This window comes from Bacillus sp. jun7 (assembly GCF_051034795.1).
GTDB lineage: Bacteria > Bacillota > Bacilli > Bacillales > Bacillaceae > Bacillus > Bacillus velezensis.
Genome location: NZ_CP093219.1, coordinates 1547501 through 1564263 on the forward strand (window position 1 = coordinate 1547501; position 16763 = coordinate 1564263).

The following is a 16763-nucleotide window of genomic DNA, read 5'->3' on the forward strand; positions in this document are numbered from 1 at the left end:
TTCATCTACCTCGTTCTTTTGTAACTCCGTACAGAGTGTCCTACAACCCCAAGAGGCAAGCCTCTTGGTTTGGGCTGGTCCCGTTTCGCTCGCCGCTACTCAGGGAATCGCATTTGCTTTCTCTTCCTCCGGGTACTTAGATGTTTCAGTTCCCCGGGTCTGCCTTCTCATATCCTATGTATTCAGATATGGATACCACTCCATTACGAGTGGTGGGTTTCCCCATTCGGAAATCTCCGGATCAAAGCTTGCTTACAGCTCCCCGAAGCATATCGGTGTTCGTCCCGTCCTTCATCGGCTCCTAGTGCCAAGGCATCCACCGTGCGCCCTTTCTAACTTAACCGTTAAAAAGAATCACTACGTGATATCTTGCATTACTAATTGAATGTGAATTACTTCTGTTATCTAGTTTTCAAAGAACAACATCTCGAAGAATCAAATGATCCTTCAAAACTAAACAAGACAGGGAACGTTCTGTTTATAAGACCCAAGGTCTTATATTCCGTTAAAATCCTTAGAAAGGAGGTGATCCAGCCGCACCTTCCGATACGGCTACCTTGTTACGACTTCACCCCAATCATCTGTCCCACCTTCGGCGGCTGGCTCCATAAAGGTTACCTCACCGACTTCGGGTGTTACAAACTCTCGTGGTGTGACGGGCGGTGTGTACAAGGCCCGGGAACGTATTCACCGCGGCATGCTGATCCGCGATTACTAGCGATTCCAGCTTCACGCAGTCGAGTTGCAGACTGCGATCCGAACTGAGAACAGATTTGTGGGATTGGCTTAACCTCGCGGTTTCGCTGCCCTTTGTTCTGTCCATTGTAGCACGTGTGTAGCCCAGGTCATAAGGGGCATGATGATTTGACGTCATCCCCACCTTCCTCCGGTTTGTCACCGGCAGTCACCTTAGAGTGCCCAACTGAATGCTGGCAACTAAGATCAAGGGTTGCGCTCGTTGCGGGACTTAACCCAACATCTCACGACACGAGCTGACGACAACCATGCACCACCTGTCACTCTGCCCCCGAAGGGGACGTCCTATCTCTAGGATTGTCAGAGGATGTCAAGACCTGGTAAGGTTCTTCGCGTTGCTTCGAATTAAACCACATGCTCCACCGCTTGTGCGGGCCCCCGTCAATTCCTTTGAGTTTCAGTCTTGCGACCGTACTCCCCAGGCGGAGTGCTTAATGCGTTAGTCTGCGAGCACTAAGGGGCGGAAACCCCCTAACACTTAGCACTCATCGTTTACGGCGTGGACTACCAGGGTATCTAATCCTGTTCGCTCCCCACGCTTTCGCTCCTCAGCGTCAGTTACAGACCAGAGAGTCGCCTTCGCCACTGGTGTTCCTCCACATCTCTACGCATTTCACCGCTACACGTGGAATTCCACTCTCCTCTTCTGCACTCAAGTTCCCCAGTTTCCAATGACCCTCCCCGGTTGAGCCGGGGGCTTTCACATCAGACTTAAGAAACCGCCTGCGAGCCCTTTACGCCCAATAATTCCGGACAACGCTTGCCACCTACGTATTACCGCGGCTGCTGGCACGTAGTTAGCCGTGGCTTTCTGGTTAGGTACCGTCAAGGTGCCGCCCTATTTGAACGGCACTTGTTCTTCCCTAACAACAGAGCTTTACGATCCGAAAACCTTCATCACTCACGCGGCGTTGCTCCGTCAGACTTTCGTCCATTGCGGAAGATTCCCTACTGCTGCCTCCCGTAGGAGTCTGGGCCGTGTCTCAGTCCCAGTGTGGCCGATCACCCTCTCAGGTCGGCTACGCATCGTCGCCTTGGTGAGCCGTTACCTCACCAACTAGCTAATGCGCCGCGGGTCCATCTGTAAGTGGTAGCCGAAGCCACCTTTTATGTCTGAACCATGCGGTTCAAACAACCATCCGGTATTAGCCCCGGTTTCCCGGAGTTATCCCAGTCTTACAGGCAGGTTACCCACGTGTTACTCACCCGTCCGCCGCTAACATCAGGGAGCAAGCCCCCATCTGTCCGCTCGACTTGCATGTATTAGGCACGCCGCCAGCGTTCGTCCTGAGCCAGGATCAAACTCTCCGATAAATGGATCACAGACTAAGTTCACTGCATCCTGCAGTAACGTCTGTGTGATCTGCATCATGCAGACCTTAGTTTGACTGACTACGCACATCGCTGTGCGATTTATTTAAAACTTTGAATTAACAGGTACGTTTTGTCTTGTTTAGTTTTCAAAGATCATCTCAACCTCATCTCGAGGCGACTTTTTCAGTATAACATTTCAGCACTTTGCTGTCAAATGTTTTTTATTTTTATTTCTCCGCCGCTGTGAGCTTTTTGGTGAAGCGCATCAGCGACGTTTAATAATATACCATGCCTATGATTCAGCGTCAACACTTTTTTTGAAAGAATATCCTCGATGAAATACTTCCTGCCCTTTGGTCTCTATTTGAGATACTTCAACAAAGCCTTTTTCCGTCAGGTAATCAAGCATGACACCGAGATCTTGGGTGAAGTGCACCAGTTCAGGGTGCTGAAGCAATTCTCCAAACTGCCACATTTCTTTTTCTTTCATCACTTGAAAAAGGTGCGCAGAACCGATTTCAGCTTTTGAATGGATGAGAAAATCATTTGCTAAGAATAATAATTCAAGCCTTTTCTCCAAGCTTTCGTGACTCTCGACAAGTTCGGAATATAGCTTATATACCTGCGGCTCAATGTGACGGACCTGGTTCCAGACTGTCGTTTCGGGATAAAACCCCCGGTCAATCACTTCTATGCGGGCCAAGTGGTGAAGAGCGTGCACTACCGCATAATATGCATCCAGAAAATGATCAGCTTCAAAAAACGCTTTTCCTTCTACAAATCTTCTGATCAGCTTGCCGTATTCCATTCCGATCTTTAATTTCCGCTCGGCGAAAGGAAAAGTGCTGAGCCGGTCATTGAGTTCAGATATATATTCATTGCGGTCAAACAGCACTTTACCGTTGATGATCCAATCTATGACTCTTCTATTTGTCCCAAGCAGAATCCATTCCTGAAGCAGAGCATCCGTTACAATATGTAAAGAAGCGGTTTTGTGTTCGAATTCATAATGCTTTATAAAAAGAGGTTCATCAGCCTGTTTGACAATGACAAGCATGACCGCATCAAAGTTATCCGTGATGGATGATGCTTTACTCCTTCTCTCAATCATAAGGACGGCCAGCGTATCGGGATGACTTGCTCTTTCTTGGTAAATTGGACGGAGAAGATTGTCCATTACGATTCCTCCAATGCGATTGTTTCACTAGCTATTGTTTCTACATTTCTATGATAAAACATGAAAGTCCTTTTTTCTAAACACATTGCACTATTATAACAAATTTCCTTTCAGGTGCCATATTTATTCTTCCCTTTTCTTACGAAAACATGAAGAATATGCCATCTGTTTTGTGCTATAGTTAAACGAGAGGGGGATGGACATGGCGAAATACTCAAGCAAAATTAATAAGATCAGAACGTTTGCGTTAAGTTTGGTTTTCGTTGGGTTTATCATTATGTACATCGGGCTGTTCTTTAAGCAGTCTGTTTTGCTTGCCAGCTTGTTTATGATTCTCGGCCTGCTGTCGATCGGACTCAGCACCGCCGTTTATTTTTGGATCGGCATGCTGTCCACAAAAGCGGTCCGGGTGATGTGCCCCGCTTGCGAGAAAGAAACGAAGATTCTGGGCAGAGTGGATATGTGCATGCATTGCAGAGAGCCGCTTACATTGGATAAAGGATTGGAAGGCAAAGCGTTCGATGAGTCTTATAACAGAAAAAACAGTGTAAAATAAACGAAGCTGACCGTATCAAAGCGGTCAGCTTCGTTTAGTGGTTTTCTTTTTTGGAACATTCTTGGCAGACGCCGTAAATCTCCAAACGGTGGTGGCTTACCTTAAACCCTGTGACGTGAGCAGCAAGCTGTTCCACTTCGTCAAGCCCGGGGTAATGGAAGTCCACGATTTTTCCGCAGCTTTCACAAATGGCGTGATAATGGTCAGAGGTGACAAAGTCAAATCTGCTGGACGCATCTCCGTACGTCAGTTCCTTTACAAGCCCCGCTTCCCGGAATACACGCAAATTGTTATACACTGTCGCAACACTCATATTAGGGAATTTCCCTTCCAAGGCTTTATATATATCGTCCGCTGTCGGATGTGCCATAGAATCCACGAGATATTCCAGAATGGCATGACGTTGAGGAGTAATCCGGACTCCCGTATCCTTCAACGTGTCTAAGGCTTCTTTTAATTCATGTGCAGCCATCCGTCATGCACCTCTCTTCTAAAAAAGATTCTTACTTTATAATGTTTATAATTAGTGTACATCTTTTTCCGGTCTCCTGTCAAATGTAATCTGAAGAAAACCCCGTGAGTTCAGCATTTGTCCATTAATTAGACGCAATTTGTTCCAATTCGCGAAGCGCCTCCGCAACGTGATCTTTCACTTTTACCTTTCTCCACTCCTTCACAAGACGGCCTTCTTTGTCTAACAAAAAAGTGGATCGCTCGATACCCATATATTCTTTCCCAAAATTCTTCTTCAGCTTCCACACATCAAAAGCTTCCGCCAATTTATGTTCATCATCAACAAGGAGCTGGAAAGGAAGATCGTGTTTTTGCTTAAATTTTTCATGTTTATCACGGCTGTCAGGGCTTACTCCGATGATAACCGCATCAAGTCCCGCGAAGCTTTCGTGCTGATCACGGAAATCACATGCTTCCGTCGTGCATCCGGGTGTCATGTCTTTCGGATAAAAATAGAGAACGACGTACTTCCCTTTAAAATCCGTCAATGCTACTTCTTCCCCGCTGTCATTCACTAATTTCATATCCGGTGCTGTTTGTCCGATTTCAATCGTCATTTCTTATACCTCCGGGTTTTTTATTAAGCGTATCCAATTCACGTTAAGATTACAACCGTTATCCCCCCGCTCTTTTCTGGAAGCATGAACCCGTTGTGCTCGCAATGAAGCATGCTACAATAGAACATGATGTAAGGAGATATTAGGAGGGTCATTTTTTGTATACAAAATCAGTTGAACTTCATAAGGAAGCGTTAGAGCATATCGTCGGAGGCGTGAACAGCCCGTCCAGATCCTATAAAGCGGTAGGCGGCGGTTCACCCGTTGCGATGGAAAAAGCGAATGGCGCTTATTTCTGGGATGTAGACGGGAATCAGTATATCGATTATTTAGCGGCTTACGGCCCGATTATTACCGGACATGCCCATCCGCATATTACTGAAGCGATTAAAACAGCGGCTGAAAACGGCGTGCTGTACGGGACGCCGACCAAACATGAGGTCACTTTCGCCAAAATGCTGAAGGAGGCCATTCCTTCACTTGATAAAGTACGATTCGTAAACTCAGGCACTGAAGCGGTGATGACAACGATCCGGGTTGCACGCGCTTATACAGGCCGGACAAAAATCATTAAATTCGCCGGCTGCTATCACGGCCATTCTGATCTCGTACTTGTCGCTGCGGGTTCCGGCCCGTCTACGCTCGGCACCCCTGATTCCGCCGGCGTGCCGAAAAGCATCGCCAATGAGGTGATTACCGTTCCTTTCAATGACATTGAAAGCTACAAAGCCGCGCTGGATAAATGGGGTTCAGAAATTGCAGCGGTTCTCGTCGAGCCGATCGTCGGCAACTTCGGCATCGTTGAACCTGAAAAAGGATTTTTAGAACAGGTAAATGAATTGACCCATAAAGCGGGCGCGCTCGTCATTTATGATGAAGTGATCACGGCATTCCGTTTTATGTACGGAGGCGCGCAGGATCTTCTTCAAGTGAAGCCTGATTTAACGGCGCTCGGTAAAATTATCGGGGGCGGCTTGCCGATCGGCGCTTACGGAGGCAAAAAAGAGATCATGGAGCAGGTTGCTCCGCTCGGCCCGGCATATCAAGCCGGCACGATGGCCGGAAACCCGGCATCTATCCTATCAGGCATCGCCTGCCTGGAAGTGCTGAAGGAAGAAGGCGTTTACGAGCGGCTTGATGAGCTCGGCGCCAGACTTGAGCAGGGCATTCTCGCCCATGCGGAGACACATGGCATTACCATCACCGTCAACCGTTTAAAAGGCGCGCTCACGGTTTACTTCACTGATGAAAAGATCGTCAATTACGAGCAGGCGGAAAATACGGACGGAGAAGCATTCGCCAAGTTCTTCAAGTTGATGCTTGAGCGCGGCATCAATCTCGCTCCATCGAAGTATGAAGCTTGGTTTATCACAACCGCACATACTGAAGAGGATATCGACGCCACTTTACAAGCCGTTGAAGATGCGTTCAGACATATGAAAAAATAACTGCTGAAACAAGCGGGAGCCCGGGGCTTCCGCTTTTTCTTTTTGTCCGATTTGTGAGATAATGGTTTTTTCAAAAAAAGACCTTGAATAATTGGTATGATCCCTGTATATTACTTTATTGTTTAGCAAATCAGCCGACAGGGAAATGTAAGTGTCAGCCGTTCGTTCGGCACATAATTTATTAGAGAAAGGAATGCACGCACAAACCAATGAAACTTGGTGCCCGCATTTTTAAAACAGGGATTGCGATTACGCTCGCGCTCTACTTAGCATCATGGATCGGACTTCCGTCGCCGATCTTTGCCGGGATTGCAGCTATATTTGCCATACAGCCCTCTATTTACAGGTCTTTTCTTATCATTATTGATCAGGTTCAGGCAAATATCATCGGCGCTGTCATCGCTACGGTATTCGGACTGATTTTCGGACCGAGTCCGATTATGATCGGATTGACCGCAGTGATTGTCATCACGATCATGTTAAAACTGAAAATTGAACACACCATTTCGATTGCGCTCGTGACGGTTATCGCGATTTTAGAAACACCGGGAAACAGCTTCCTGACGTTCGCTCTGATACGAACAAGCACCGTTATTTTAGGCGTGCTGTCTTCTTTTATTGTGAACCTTGTGTTTCTTCCGCCGAAATACGAAACGAAGCTGACTCATCATACGGTTGAATATACCGATGAGATCATGAAATGGATCAGGCTGACGATGCGTCAGTCCACGGAACACTCGATATTGAAAGAGGATATTGAGAAGCTGAAGGAAAAGATGATGAAGCTTGATCATACGTACCTTCTTTATAAAGAGGAGAGAAGCTACTTTAAGAAAACGACGTATGTAAAGTCGCGCAAGCTTGTTTTATTCAGACAGGCGATTATTACGGCAAATCGGGCGCTTGATACGCTGAAAAAGCTGCACCGCTATGAAAACGAAATTTATCATATGCCGGAGGAATTTCAGGAGACGCTGACAGAAGAAATTGATTATCTGCTTCATTGGCACGAAAGGATTCTGATGCGGACGGTCGGCAAGATCAAACCGCATGATGACGATGCTGAAGAAAGCATAAGATATAAACAGCTTTTGACGAAGTCTTTCTTGAAAAATCAGCAGAACTGCGAGGATGAACTGCTTGATTACAATATGCTCAGCATTATGGCTGCGGTTGCGGAATACCGCGAGCAGCTGGAGCATCTCGATACATTAATTACGAGTTTTCAGACATACCACCCGAAAGACAGCGAATTAGAAACAGACGAAGAGTAACCCGGTGCTTCCGTAAAACCGGGTTTTTTTGCATTCAAAAAAACGTATGCCACCCATTCGGACGGCATACGTTTTTGTATCAGTTCAAATTCTGAATCGTAAATAAGTGTCTGTACTGGCCGCCTCGGGCCATTAATTCCTCGTGCGTGCCGGTTTCGACGACGGCGCCGTTTTCCATGACGACAATTTTATCCGCGTGCGTAATCGTGGACAGCCTGTGGGCGACGATAAAAGTCGTCCGGTTTTTCGCAAGCTTTTCCATCGCTTCCTGAATGTAGTGTTCACTTTCAAGATCAAGAGCCGATGTCGCTTCATCCAAAATCAGCAGCGGCGGATTTTTTAAGAATACACGGGCGATCGAAATCCGCTGCTTCTGCCCGCCTGACAATTTGACGCCCCGTTCGCCGACTTTGGTTTCGTAGCCTTCGGGGAAGTTCATAATAAATTCATGGGCATTTGCTGCTTTCGCAGCCGCAACCACCTCATCCAGAGACGCTCCCGGTTTACCGATGGCGATATTTTCACGAATCGTCTCACTGAACAGAAACGTATCCTGAAGCACCATTCCGACTTGATTGCGGAGGCTTCTCGCTTCATAATCACGAATATCTGTGCCGTCAATCAGCAGACTGCCGCCGGATACATCATAAAAACGCGGTATGAGGCTGACAAGCGTCGATTTTCCGCCGCCGCTCATTCCGACGAGCGCGACGGTTTCCCCTTTTGTCACCTTTAAGGAAACGTCCTGCAAAATCGTTTCTTTTCCTTCCTCATAACGGAACGAGACATTTCGGAATTCAACTTCGCCCTTAATGCCGTCAGCTTTTAGTGCATTCGGTTTATCAGTCAGTTCATACGGCTCGTCGATAAATTCAAATATGCGGTCCATTGAAGCGATCGACTGGGTCAGCGTCGTCGATGAGTTGATCAATCTTCTGACCGGATTGTACATTCTGTCAATATAGCCGACGAACGCAACCATCGTCCCTACCGTCAGCGGGCCGTTTATGACAAAATAACCCGCAAATGCGATAACGAGCAGCGGCGCCAAATCCGTAATGGTGTTCACAACTGCGAACGTTTTCGCGTTCCAATTCGTATGACGGATCGCTTTGTCCAGAAAATGTCCGTTTTTTTCATCAAAATTGGCTTGTTCATAATCTTCAATGGCGAAACTTCTGATAACGGGCATCCCCTGAACTCTTTCGTGCAAATGTCCCTGAACTTGGGCGAGTGCCTGAGAACGCTCACGTGTCAGTTTTCGGAGACGGCCGTAAAAGTATTTCACTGAAATTCCGTATAACGGAAACAAAATGACAGATATCAATGTCAGCTTCACATCGAGTGTAAACATAATACAGATGACGATCAGCACCGTCATCATATCAAGCCAGATATTCATCAGTCCCGTTATGACAAAGTCTTTTGTCTGTTCGACATCATTTATCACCCGGGAAATGACTTCGCCCGTTCTCGTGTTGGCATAAAACCTCAGGCTCAATTTTTGAATATGATCGAACAATACCCCCCTGATATCGTAGAGCACCCGGCTGCCCGTCCATTGCGCGAAGTATTGCCGATAGTACTCTACCGGGGGACGCAGAATTAAAAACAGCACGAACATGATGCCCATTATCGTGAATAGCGATGATGTTTTAGCGCTTGCCGTTCCGCTCCCTTGAATAATGTCATCGACCACGTATTTTAACAGAAGCGGGAGAGCCAGCGGGATGGAGAATTTTATAATGCCGATTAACACTGTGATAAAAATTTGTTTTTTATAAGGTTTTACAAATTGCATATAGCGTCTGATTACGCCCACACTTTATCCCCCTCTCTCTTTAAGGCGTGTGAGCCCATGTGAAAAACCTGTTGACACCCCAACAGGTTTTTTATTGTATTCTTTATTTTGTATAGCGCAGATACCGTTCATACCACATATCAACAAATTCCGGAGCAAACGGTCCTTTCCGCTGATGAATCCAGTGCAGCAGCGTATTCAGATACTCCTTCAGAATGCTGTCGATCTCTTTAGGGTAATTCATTGATTTGCGGTGGTCATCGTATTCATCCTCGTCAAGAATGTTATATGTCATATCCGGAAACACCTTGACATCCAAATCGTAATCAATATATTTGATGGCCTCTCCGTCATAAGCGAACGGCGAGCTGATGTTGCAATAATAGTGTACCCCGTCATCTCTCAGCATTCCGATGACGTTAAACCACTGACGGGCATGAAAGTAGCAGATCGCCGGTTCTCTCGTCACCCACGTCCGTCCGTCGGATTCCGTCACCATTGTCCGGTCGTTAGCTCCGATGATACACAATTCCGTACTTTTTAAAATCGTCGTTTCATTCCAAATTCGATGAAGCAGCCCGTTATGCTTATAGCTGTGAATTTGAATGGTTTCTCCTTCCTTGGGATATCCCATATTTCTCCCCTACTTTCTGTAAAGCCCTGCAGTCAATGCAGCCGCAATTGCTTTCCGACAAGTCTTTTCACTATTATAACGTTACGAATTAAAAAATGAAAATAAAAGAACCACTCCGCTTCCGGAATGGCACATTCATTTCTGCACATAGGAAGACGGCTTTTCCGTGCTGCGATAAGACTGGATGACTTGCTCTGTCTGCCTTTGGAATAACTCCTGTATGCCGGCCAGGTCTTTTCGCTTTGTCGCAATTTCGTCCTGTACATTGTCCAGCTTTGCGTCTCTTTCCAGACTGATGAGTTCCGCTTCCACCTGCCGGCAGCGGTCAAGTTCTGACTGCAGCTCGAGAAGCTGATCCATGATTTTCATCTGTTCACTTACAAGCTTTTCAAACTCTGACATCGGGTTCCTCCTTAGGCTTTTAGGTTGATACTCCTTACCATTTCGATTTTACGCCGGAAAACCCTTTGACTCATTCTGTAGAGGAATCACAAGTTTTGTCGTTTTGGCAACAGAAAAAAGCACTTCCATCCGAAGATGAAGTGCTTTTTCGTTTCAGTGATTAGCTGTTTTGCTGTTTGTTTTGTTCAGCAGATTGGTTTTGCTTTCTAACCTGCTGCGCATCAGTTTCACTGCCGAATTCAGTGCCGTATTGACCCTGACCGGAAGCTGATTGCTGGTTTTGTTTTTTCACCTGCTGAACGTCTGTTTTGCTGTATTTTGAGTTTGCCATTGTTATCACCTCCACGCACTTTAGAATGCGCAGGAGACGATAAGACTATTCATCTTTTTTAAAACTTATACGAGCAGAGAGCGTCCGCCGTCAATAATGATGGTCTGGCCGCGGATCATGTCCGCTTTTGAAGAAACTAAAAACTCCACCGTGTCGATCATATCTTTAATCTCGACCATTCTGCCGGCCGGCGTATTTTGGCGGGCATCTTCCAGCAGTTCATCTCTGTTAGGGAAATGCTTCAGCGCGTCCGTATCAATCGCTCCGCCTGACACCGCGTTTACGATGATGTTTTTCGGAGAAAGCTCAACCGCCAGATAACGGGTTAACGATTCTAAAGCAGCTTTTGAGACACCGACCGTCGTATAGTTTTCAAGATAGCGGATGCTGCCTAGCGAACTGATGCTGACGATGTGGCCGCCTCCGTTTTTCTCCATCATCTTTGCTGCTTCCTGAGCGCAGAAAAGTAATGCTTTCGCGTTGATATTCATCGTCCAGTCCCAGTGTGTTTCTTCGAGTTCCATAACCGGTCTCAGCACGCCTGAAGCCGCATTATTGACGAACACGTCCAGTCTGCCGAATGTTTCGTCAATCTGGTGAAACATGTCTTTGATTTTTGCCGGCTGGCCGACATTAGCTTTAATGACGAGCGTTTTAACGCCGAGTTTTTCAATTTCTTCGGCGGTTTCTAATGCCGCTTTTTTACTGCGGGCGTAATTGATGACGATATTGTATCCTTTTTCCGCGAGTCTGATGGCGGCAGCTTTCCCGACGCCTCGGCTGCTTCCCGTGATCAGTGCGCATTTATTTTGTTCCATTTTTCCTCAGCTCCTTGCTGTGTATAGTTCTTTTCATTCAACAAACAATAAAAGCAATATGTGTTGAAAGGGGTCTTTTATATGTATGTCGGACGTGATATGGGCGAATTGGCCATGATGCCCAAACAAGATTGGAGAGATTCAGAGCTCGCCTATTTCCATCATGCCTTCCAGCAAATTATGCCGTATTTAAACGAAGAAGGCCAGTCCAAATACCGGGAACTGATTCAGGAAATCGAAGCCCGCGGCGGACTGAAACGGAATGAAGCGGATTACGGCCACGGCACTCGCGTCAGCTATGACTGACGCTCTTTAGCGGCCGCTTTCTTCCGCCATTTTCCATATCTTTTGATGGGAAACGGGAAATGCGTATTCCTTGAGCTCCTCTTTTGTGACCCGTATGAATTCCGTTGTATCCGACACTTGTTTTACTTTACCGAAAAAGACCGAAATATTCCAGACGAGATGGGTGAAAACATGTTCTACGATGCCTTCCAGCTCCCCGATTTCAGCGGTTATTCCCATCTCTTTTTCTAAATAGGCTTCAAGCTGCTCTCTTTCGGTTTTGATTCCTTTCTGGGTTTCGGTATTCGGAAACTCCCACAAGTTGGCGAGCAAGCCTTTTGGCGGCCGTTTATGAATATAGACATCGCCTTGTTCGTCTGTCAGCACAACGGCTGCCATTGTTTTTATTCCGGGCTTTTTCTTTTTGCTTTTAACGGGCAGCTCCCGCTCTGTCCCTTCCGCAAATGCCGAACAGTGCTTTTGTACGGGGCAAAGCAGGCATGACGGCGATTTCGGGGTGCAGATGATCGCGCCGAGCTCCATTAAACCCTGATTGAATTCAGATGGTTTTTCATGAGAAATGAAAGCGGATACCGCCTGTTCGAAAATGGTTCTGGTTTTAGGTTTTGCGATATCGTCCCATATGGAAAGAATTCTCGACATGACACGCATCACATTGCCGTCTACGGCGGGAATCGGTTTGTTGTATGCGATGCTGAGCACGGCGCCTTTTGTATAAGGGCCGACGCCTTTCAGTCCGCCAAATTCCTTTTCCCCGGCAGGGACGACTCCCCCGTACCGCTCATGCACTTCTTTTACGGCACTTTGCAGATTTCTTACACGGGAGTAATAACCTAGCCCTTCCCAGGCTTTGAGCACTTTTTCCTCATCGGCTTCAGCGAGCGCCGAAACGGTCGGAAATTGCTCAACAAACCGCCGGAAATAAGGAATGACGGTATCTACGCGCGTCTGCTGCAGCATCACCTCTGACACCCACACCCGATACGGGTCCTGATTTTCTCTCCACGGCAGAATTCTCTGTTCTCTTTCGAACCATGTAATTAAGTCCTCGCGAAATTTGTCTATATCTTTTTGTTTCATTTTTTCTTCAAGTGCGTTCATATCTTCTCCTCAGATGTTTCGGGTTCCGCTTTTCTTGACACTGTATTTTGGTGTAAACTAAGGGCACGTTACGATAATATGTTACATTAAATAGTGATAAAGAAAAAGCGGAAACATATGAGAACGGCGGATAAACGCCATGATTGGGCAAACAGAAAATGGGGAATATCTTATAATGCGAAATATGCGGGCGGCTGATTTTTAACGCCTGCTAGGAGGTCAACAATGGATACTGGCACTCACGTTGTCATGGGTATCGCGCTTGGCGGAATCGCAACTCTTGATCCTGCCGTCGGCATGCACACCCCCATGTCTCAGGCAGTTATGATCGCCGCGCTTGCCGGCTCTCAGGCACCTGATATTGATACCATATTGAAGCTGAAAAATAATGCCGTTTATATTCGAAATCATAGAGGATTCACGCACTCCATTCCCGCCGTATTATTTTGGTCCGTTCTGATTCCGGGCATTTTGTTTATGTTTTATCCGGAAGCGAACTTTTTGCACCTGTGGCTGTGGACGCTTCTGGCTGTCGTTTTGCATGTGTTTGTTGACATTTTTAACGCGTACGGCACACAGGCCATCCGCCCGTTTTCGAGAAAATGGATCGCTCTCGGTTTAATCAATACCTTTGATCCGTTTATTTTCGTCAGCCATTTGGCCGCGATTGCCGTGTGGTATATCGGAGGTCATCCGGGCGTGACATTTCTGATGCTTTATATCATCCTCGCAGGATATTACGCCGTCCGGTTTTTGATGCAGCTGCGGATAAAGCGAAGGCTGCGCGAAATGATTGAAGAGGAGATTGAAACCATCATTATTTCGCCGACGATGAAATTCAGGCAATGGCGTATCGCCGTGACAACGGCGCATGCCTTTTATGTCGGCAGAAGCCTTGACGGCCATGTCGTGATATTGGATACATTCAACCGCGTGCCCGTTCCGGAAACCGATGTGATGAAGGCCGCGAAACAGGACGAAAATATTGCAGCCTTTCTTTCATTTTCCCCCGTTTACAGGTGGGAGGTCGATACTTTTAAAGATCATTATGAGGTGCGCTTTATTGATTTGCGCTACCGGAGCAAAGGCCACTATCCTTTTGTCGCCATCGTCCACCTCAGTCATGATTTAGAGCTTCTCTCTTCCTACACGGGCTGGATTTTCAGCGAGGAAAAACTGCAGAAAAAATTAAAGCTCGGCTCTGTTTAAGAGCCGAGCTTTTTTTGTCTTCTCACATATATAGCGGCAAACACGAGACTGATCACCGATAGGGCGGCCGCGGGTTTAAAAAACGGCGGGTAATACGTTAATTGAATATCGTTTTTTCCTTTTTGCGCTTTAAATCCGATAAAGGAATAATCCGCTTTTTCAATCTGTTCTTTTCTGCCGTTTATCTTCAGCTCCCAGCCTTTTTCATATGGAATCGGAAGCATGATATACGGTGCGCGGGTTTTGTTTTCATACGAGATATGAAGCGTATTTCCGCGCCATCTGAGATCGGCCCGCGGTTCTTTTTCCGCTTTTCGGTATGCGTTTTTCAGCGTATCGTACCGTTCTTCGTAAAGCGCCAGTCTGTCAAGCTGATACGATCCTTTCGGCAGACGGATTTGGATATTTTTTGTTTTCGGCACTCTGACAGTAAGATCGTTGACACCTGTTTTGTAAATGGATTGATTCGATTTTCTCGTTGTCGTGTAATCGTTCACTTTTAATGTAAAGCCCTGGTCCTTCGCTTTATTCTTCAAATAAAAGCTGACGTAATAATCGCCGCCGTCCATCTTAGCGGCTTGCGGCGTAATGATCAGGCCGCCGCCGTCTTCGTTTACCGTCAGGATGCCGTCTTGATAATCCGCATGGTCGGCCGTTACCTTTGCCTGACGGATCATATTTTTCGCCTCAGGCGCTTTTTTCGTGTTGGCTGTGCTTGATTCCGTGATGATCCCGTCAAGCATTGCCCGTTCTCTGGCAAGGGCGGGCGCTTTTTTCAGACCGTCCTCGTTATATACGCGATCAGCTGTCCGTACGAACGGAAGCATATATTGATTTTGATAAACCGCATAATGGGATGATTCCATGGTTTTTTTGAACCCGTACGGCACGCCGGCCTCGTTTGTTTTTTCCGTCATATAATATTTTCCGTAAAGCAGGCTGTATAAATTAGCCCTGTTTCCTAATGTCGCATAGCGGCTGACGCTTTCTCTGCCCATATCAATCCGGAGATCGTTCCAGTAAAAGGACAGCAGATTGCGGTTCAGGATGCTTGAGTATACGCTGAATCCGTTGAACCCGTAAATGATCGGGGTGTTATTGAAAACACCGTTCATCCAATCTAAACGGGCAAACGGATCAGGGTCTTTTTCTTTCAGACGCTGAATAAGCTCTGTTTGTTCTTTGCCCTTATAGTCAGGACCCGTCATAAAGGTATGCGATACCGTATAAATCTTCCCGCCTTCTGATAACGCATATTTTTCATATGTATTAGCCGTCAGCACCGCCGTCAAGAGAATGACGGCATAGACGGCGGGCACCGCGCCTTTCAGTCTTGTCTTTGCTGCAAGGAAAGCGGCAATGGTCAGCCCCAGAAGGAGCAGGATAGGCAGGTTGGCCTGATCAGAAATATCCAGGCTGAACCGTCTCACTTGGCTCCAATAGAGCAGAACGGCGAGTACGGCGGATATCAGCATACTCTTCATGCTGATGTCTGAAAGCTTAGAAAGCCCTGCTGCAACCGTTCCCGCAATCGTGAAGCACAGGACGTATTCAAACCTGTTTTGCGGAGCTGAAAAACCGTTAAAGGCGCTTGCCGCAAACGGACTGAAGTGAAACAGAATGTACAGCAGACTGATTCCCGCAAACAGCCGGAACAGCCGGTTTTTATATAAAGAAAATGTAAATAGAAAAAGTAAAAAAACCGCCGGCAGAATGATTATCCGGCTTGAAAATAAAATGTTGTCGGAAAAATCAAGCCATGCAATCTGCTCTGAATACGGCGGCCGCAGATTATGAAGATATCCGTATACGACAGGGATAAAGGAGACTGCGCTTATGCCGAAGCCGAGAAGGCCTGACAGAATAAACATTCTGCATTGAGTGAGCTTTTTGACTTCATTGTCTTCAAGATGAATGGTCCATCTGAATAAGATGTAAATGCCGATGAAAATCAGATTAATATACGCAAAATAAAAGTTGTTGATCAATGTCAGCGCACAGGCGAAGATAAACCACGCCGGCTTTTTTTCCCTGATGATTTTTTCCGCGCCGAGCACGAGCAGCGGCAGCCACACCATACTGTCAGTGAAAAAGTCCCAATACACCTCATGCCGGAAGTAGATAATCGAGACCCCGTACAACACGGCGCCGGCAAAAGCAGGCACCGTCCGTTTGACGAAATAGCGGAACACACACGCCGCCGTGAATATGATAAAACTCTGCTTGGCGATGCTGATAAAAACGGAGGCCTGCGCCCAAAACAGCGCATCAGCCTCACCCGTCAGCTGAATAAGCTGCAAAAAGCGGACAGCGGCGGAGATAAACAGGAATAGAAAAGAAGTAGAGAAATAATAGCCGAGCTGACTGTACACTCCCCCGCCCAGTCCGAACGAATAGCTGTAAAACAGCCTGCCGTTCATATATTGATCAAACAGCAGCTTTTTGAAGACCGCCATTTGGGCGATCCCGTCTCCAGACCCCGTCATATAGCGGCCTGCCGACCACTCTTTTAAGAAAAAAAATATGAGCGGCTGCCGCAGCCAGCACACAGGCTGCCGGCAAGATC

The 16763-nt window shown here is 46.8% G+C and carries 13 protein-coding genes, 2 rRNA genes and 2 pseudogenes (1 of these 17 cut by a window edge); 5 read left to right on the forward strand and 12 right to left on the reverse strand.

Features of this window, described 5'->3' with window-relative positions:
• From MJQ52_RS07280 to MJQ52_RS07290, 3 genes are all read right to left on the reverse strand, one after another.
• Positions 1-343 (reverse strand): 23S ribosomal RNA (locus MJQ52_RS07280) (it extends 2587 nt beyond the left edge of the window).
• Positions 344-518: 175 nt separating this feature from the next.
• Positions 519-2070, reverse strand: a 16S ribosomal RNA gene (locus MJQ52_RS07285).
• Together the 16S and 23S rRNA genes form the textbook arrangement of a ribosomal RNA operon.
• Positions 2071-2362: 292 nt before the next feature.
• Positions 2363-3247, reverse strand: a complete 885-nt coding sequence (locus tag MJQ52_RS07290; RefSeq protein WP_070081531.1) for a nucleotidyltransferase-like protein — start codon at positions 3245-3247, stop codon at positions 2363-2365.
• 202 nt (positions 3248-3449) lie between these two features.
• Between MJQ52_RS07290 and MJQ52_RS07295 the strand changes: the two genes are divergently transcribed.
• Positions 3450-3803: a YgzB family protein gene (locus tag MJQ52_RS07295; protein WP_007408568.1), complete on the forward strand. Its 354-nt coding sequence runs from the start codon at positions 3450-3452 to the stop codon at positions 3801-3803.
• A gap of 34 nt (positions 3804-3837) precedes the next feature.
• Here the strand turns inward: MJQ52_RS07295 and perR are convergent, their stop codons facing one another.
• Together perR and bcp are read right to left on the reverse strand one after the other, a co-directional pair.
• The gene (perR, locus tag MJQ52_RS07300; protein WP_003155465.1) at positions 3838-4275 is read right to left on the reverse strand and encodes a peroxide-responsive transcriptional repressor PerR; all 438 of its coding nucleotides are present in this window, start codon (positions 4273-4275) and stop codon (positions 3838-3840) included.
• Between the two features lie 124 nt (positions 4276-4399).
• On the reverse strand, positions 4400-4873 hold the full coding sequence (gene bcp / locus MJQ52_RS07305) for a thioredoxin-dependent thiol peroxidase (protein ID WP_003155466.1): 474 nt from the start codon (positions 4871-4873) through the stop codon (positions 4400-4402).
• Positions 4874-5031: 158 nt separating this feature from the next.
• Here bcp and MJQ52_RS07310 point away from each other — a divergent pair, with 158 nt between their 5' ends.
• Both MJQ52_RS07310 and MJQ52_RS07315 read left to right on the forward strand, forming a co-directional pair.
• Complete coding sequence (locus MJQ52_RS07310; RefSeq protein WP_094247134.1) at positions 5032-6321, forward strand: glutamate-1-semialdehyde 2,1-aminomutase; 1290 nt, start codon at positions 5032-5034, stop codon at positions 6319-6321.
• A 209-nt stretch (positions 6322-6530) separates the two neighbouring features.
• Positions 6531-7595, forward strand: coding sequence for an aromatic acid exporter family protein (locus MJQ52_RS07315; protein WP_003155468.1), 1065 nt, complete (start codon positions 6531-6533; stop codon positions 7593-7595).
• A gap of 79 nt (positions 7596-7674) precedes the next feature.
• Here the strand turns inward: MJQ52_RS07315 and MJQ52_RS07320 are convergent, their stop codons facing one another.
• From MJQ52_RS07320 to fabL, 5 genes and pseudogenes are all read right to left on the reverse strand, one after another.
• Complete coding sequence (locus tag MJQ52_RS07320; protein ID WP_145956745.1) at positions 7675-9417, reverse strand: ABC transporter ATP-binding protein; 1743 nt, start codon at positions 9415-9417, stop codon at positions 7675-7677.
• Between the two features lie 82 nt (positions 9418-9499).
• The gene (gene ntdP, locus MJQ52_RS07325; protein ID WP_003155475.1) at positions 9500-10030 is read right to left on the reverse strand and encodes a nucleoside tri-diphosphate phosphatase; all 531 of its coding nucleotides are present in this window, start codon (positions 10028-10030) and stop codon (positions 9500-9502) included.
• Positions 10031-10165: 135 nt separating this feature from the next.
• Complete coding sequence (locus MJQ52_RS07330) at positions 10166-10432, reverse strand: YgaB family protein (protein WP_003155476.1); 267 nt, start codon at positions 10430-10432, stop codon at positions 10166-10168.
• A gap of 160 nt (positions 10433-10592) precedes the next feature.
• Positions 10593-10745, reverse strand: a pseudogene (locus MJQ52_RS07335) (gamma-type small acid-soluble spore protein); the annotation flags it as partial.
• Positions 10746-10828: 83 nt separating this feature from the next.
• On the reverse strand, positions 10829-11581 hold the full coding sequence (gene fabL / locus MJQ52_RS07340; RefSeq protein ID WP_070081527.1) for an enoyl-[acyl-carrier-protein] reductase FabL: 753 nt from the start codon (positions 11579-11581) through the stop codon (positions 10829-10831).
• Positions 11582-11662: 81 nt separating this feature from the next.
• On the opposite strand from fabL, the gene MJQ52_RS07345 reads away from it, so the two are divergent.
• Positions 11663-11887, forward strand: coding sequence for a hypothetical protein (locus tag MJQ52_RS07345; RefSeq protein WP_003155479.1), 225 nt, complete (start codon positions 11663-11665; stop codon positions 11885-11887).
• A 6-nt stretch (positions 11888-11893) separates the two neighbouring features.
• Here the strand turns inward: MJQ52_RS07345 and mutY are convergent, their stop codons facing one another.
• On the reverse strand, positions 11894-12988 hold the full coding sequence (gene mutY, locus MJQ52_RS07350; protein ID WP_003155480.1) for an A/G-specific adenine glycosylase: 1095 nt from the start codon (positions 12986-12988) through the stop codon (positions 11894-11896).
• Between the two features lie 225 nt (positions 12989-13213).
• Between mutY and MJQ52_RS07355 the strand changes: the two genes are divergently transcribed.
• Positions 13214-14197: a metal-dependent hydrolase gene (locus tag MJQ52_RS07355; protein WP_003155481.1), complete on the forward strand. Its 984-nt coding sequence runs from the start codon at positions 13214-13216 to the stop codon at positions 14195-14197.
• Here the strand turns inward: MJQ52_RS07355 and MJQ52_RS07360 are convergent.
• A pseudogene (locus tag MJQ52_RS07360) lies at positions 14194-16762 on the reverse strand (YfhO family protein). The gene MJQ52_RS07355 and the pseudogene MJQ52_RS07360 sit on opposite strands and share 4 nt — an antisense overlap.
• Between the last annotated feature and the right edge of the window lies 1 nt (position 16763).

What these genes read in the sequence shown, in the direction of transcription:
- MJQ52_RS07290 (WP_070081531.1), bottom strand. Translation starts at nt 3,247, where the DNA reads ATGGACAATCTTCTCCGTCCAATTTACCAAGAAAGAGCAAGTCATCCC.
- MJQ52_RS07295 (WP_007408568.1), top strand. Translation starts at nt 3,450, where the DNA reads ATGGCGAAATACTCAAGCAAAATTAATAAGATCAGAACGTTTGCGTTA.
- perR (WP_003155465.1), bottom strand. Translation starts at nt 4,275, where the DNA reads ATGGCTGCACATGAATTAAAAGAAGCCTTAGACACGTTGAAGGATACG.
- bcp (WP_003155466.1), bottom strand. Translation starts at nt 4,873, where the DNA reads ATGACGATTGAAATCGGACAAACAGCACCGGATATGAAATTAGTGAAT.
- MJQ52_RS07315 (WP_003155468.1), top strand. Translation starts at nt 6,531, where the DNA reads ATGAAACTTGGTGCCCGCATTTTTAAAACAGGGATTGCGATTACGCTC.
- ntdP (WP_003155475.1), bottom strand. Translation starts at nt 10,030, where the DNA reads ATGGGATATCCCAAGGAAGGAGAAACCATTCAAATTCACAGCTATAAG.
- MJQ52_RS07330 (WP_003155476.1), bottom strand. Translation starts at nt 10,432, where the DNA reads ATGTCAGAGTTTGAAAAGCTTGTAAGTGAACAGATGAAAATCATGGAT.
- fabL (WP_070081527.1), bottom strand. Translation starts at nt 11,581, where the DNA reads ATGGAACAAAATAAATGCGCACTGATCACGGGAAGCAGCCGAGGCGTC.
- MJQ52_RS07345 (WP_003155479.1), top strand. Translation starts at nt 11,663, where the DNA reads ATGTATGTCGGACGTGATATGGGCGAATTGGCCATGATGCCCAAACAA.
- mutY (WP_003155480.1), bottom strand. Translation starts at nt 12,988, where the DNA reads ATGAACGCACTTGAAGAAAAAATGAAACAAAAAGATATAGACAAATTT.
- MJQ52_RS07355 (WP_003155481.1), top strand. Translation starts at nt 13,214, where the DNA reads ATGGATACTGGCACTCACGTTGTCATGGGTATCGCGCTTGGCGGAATC.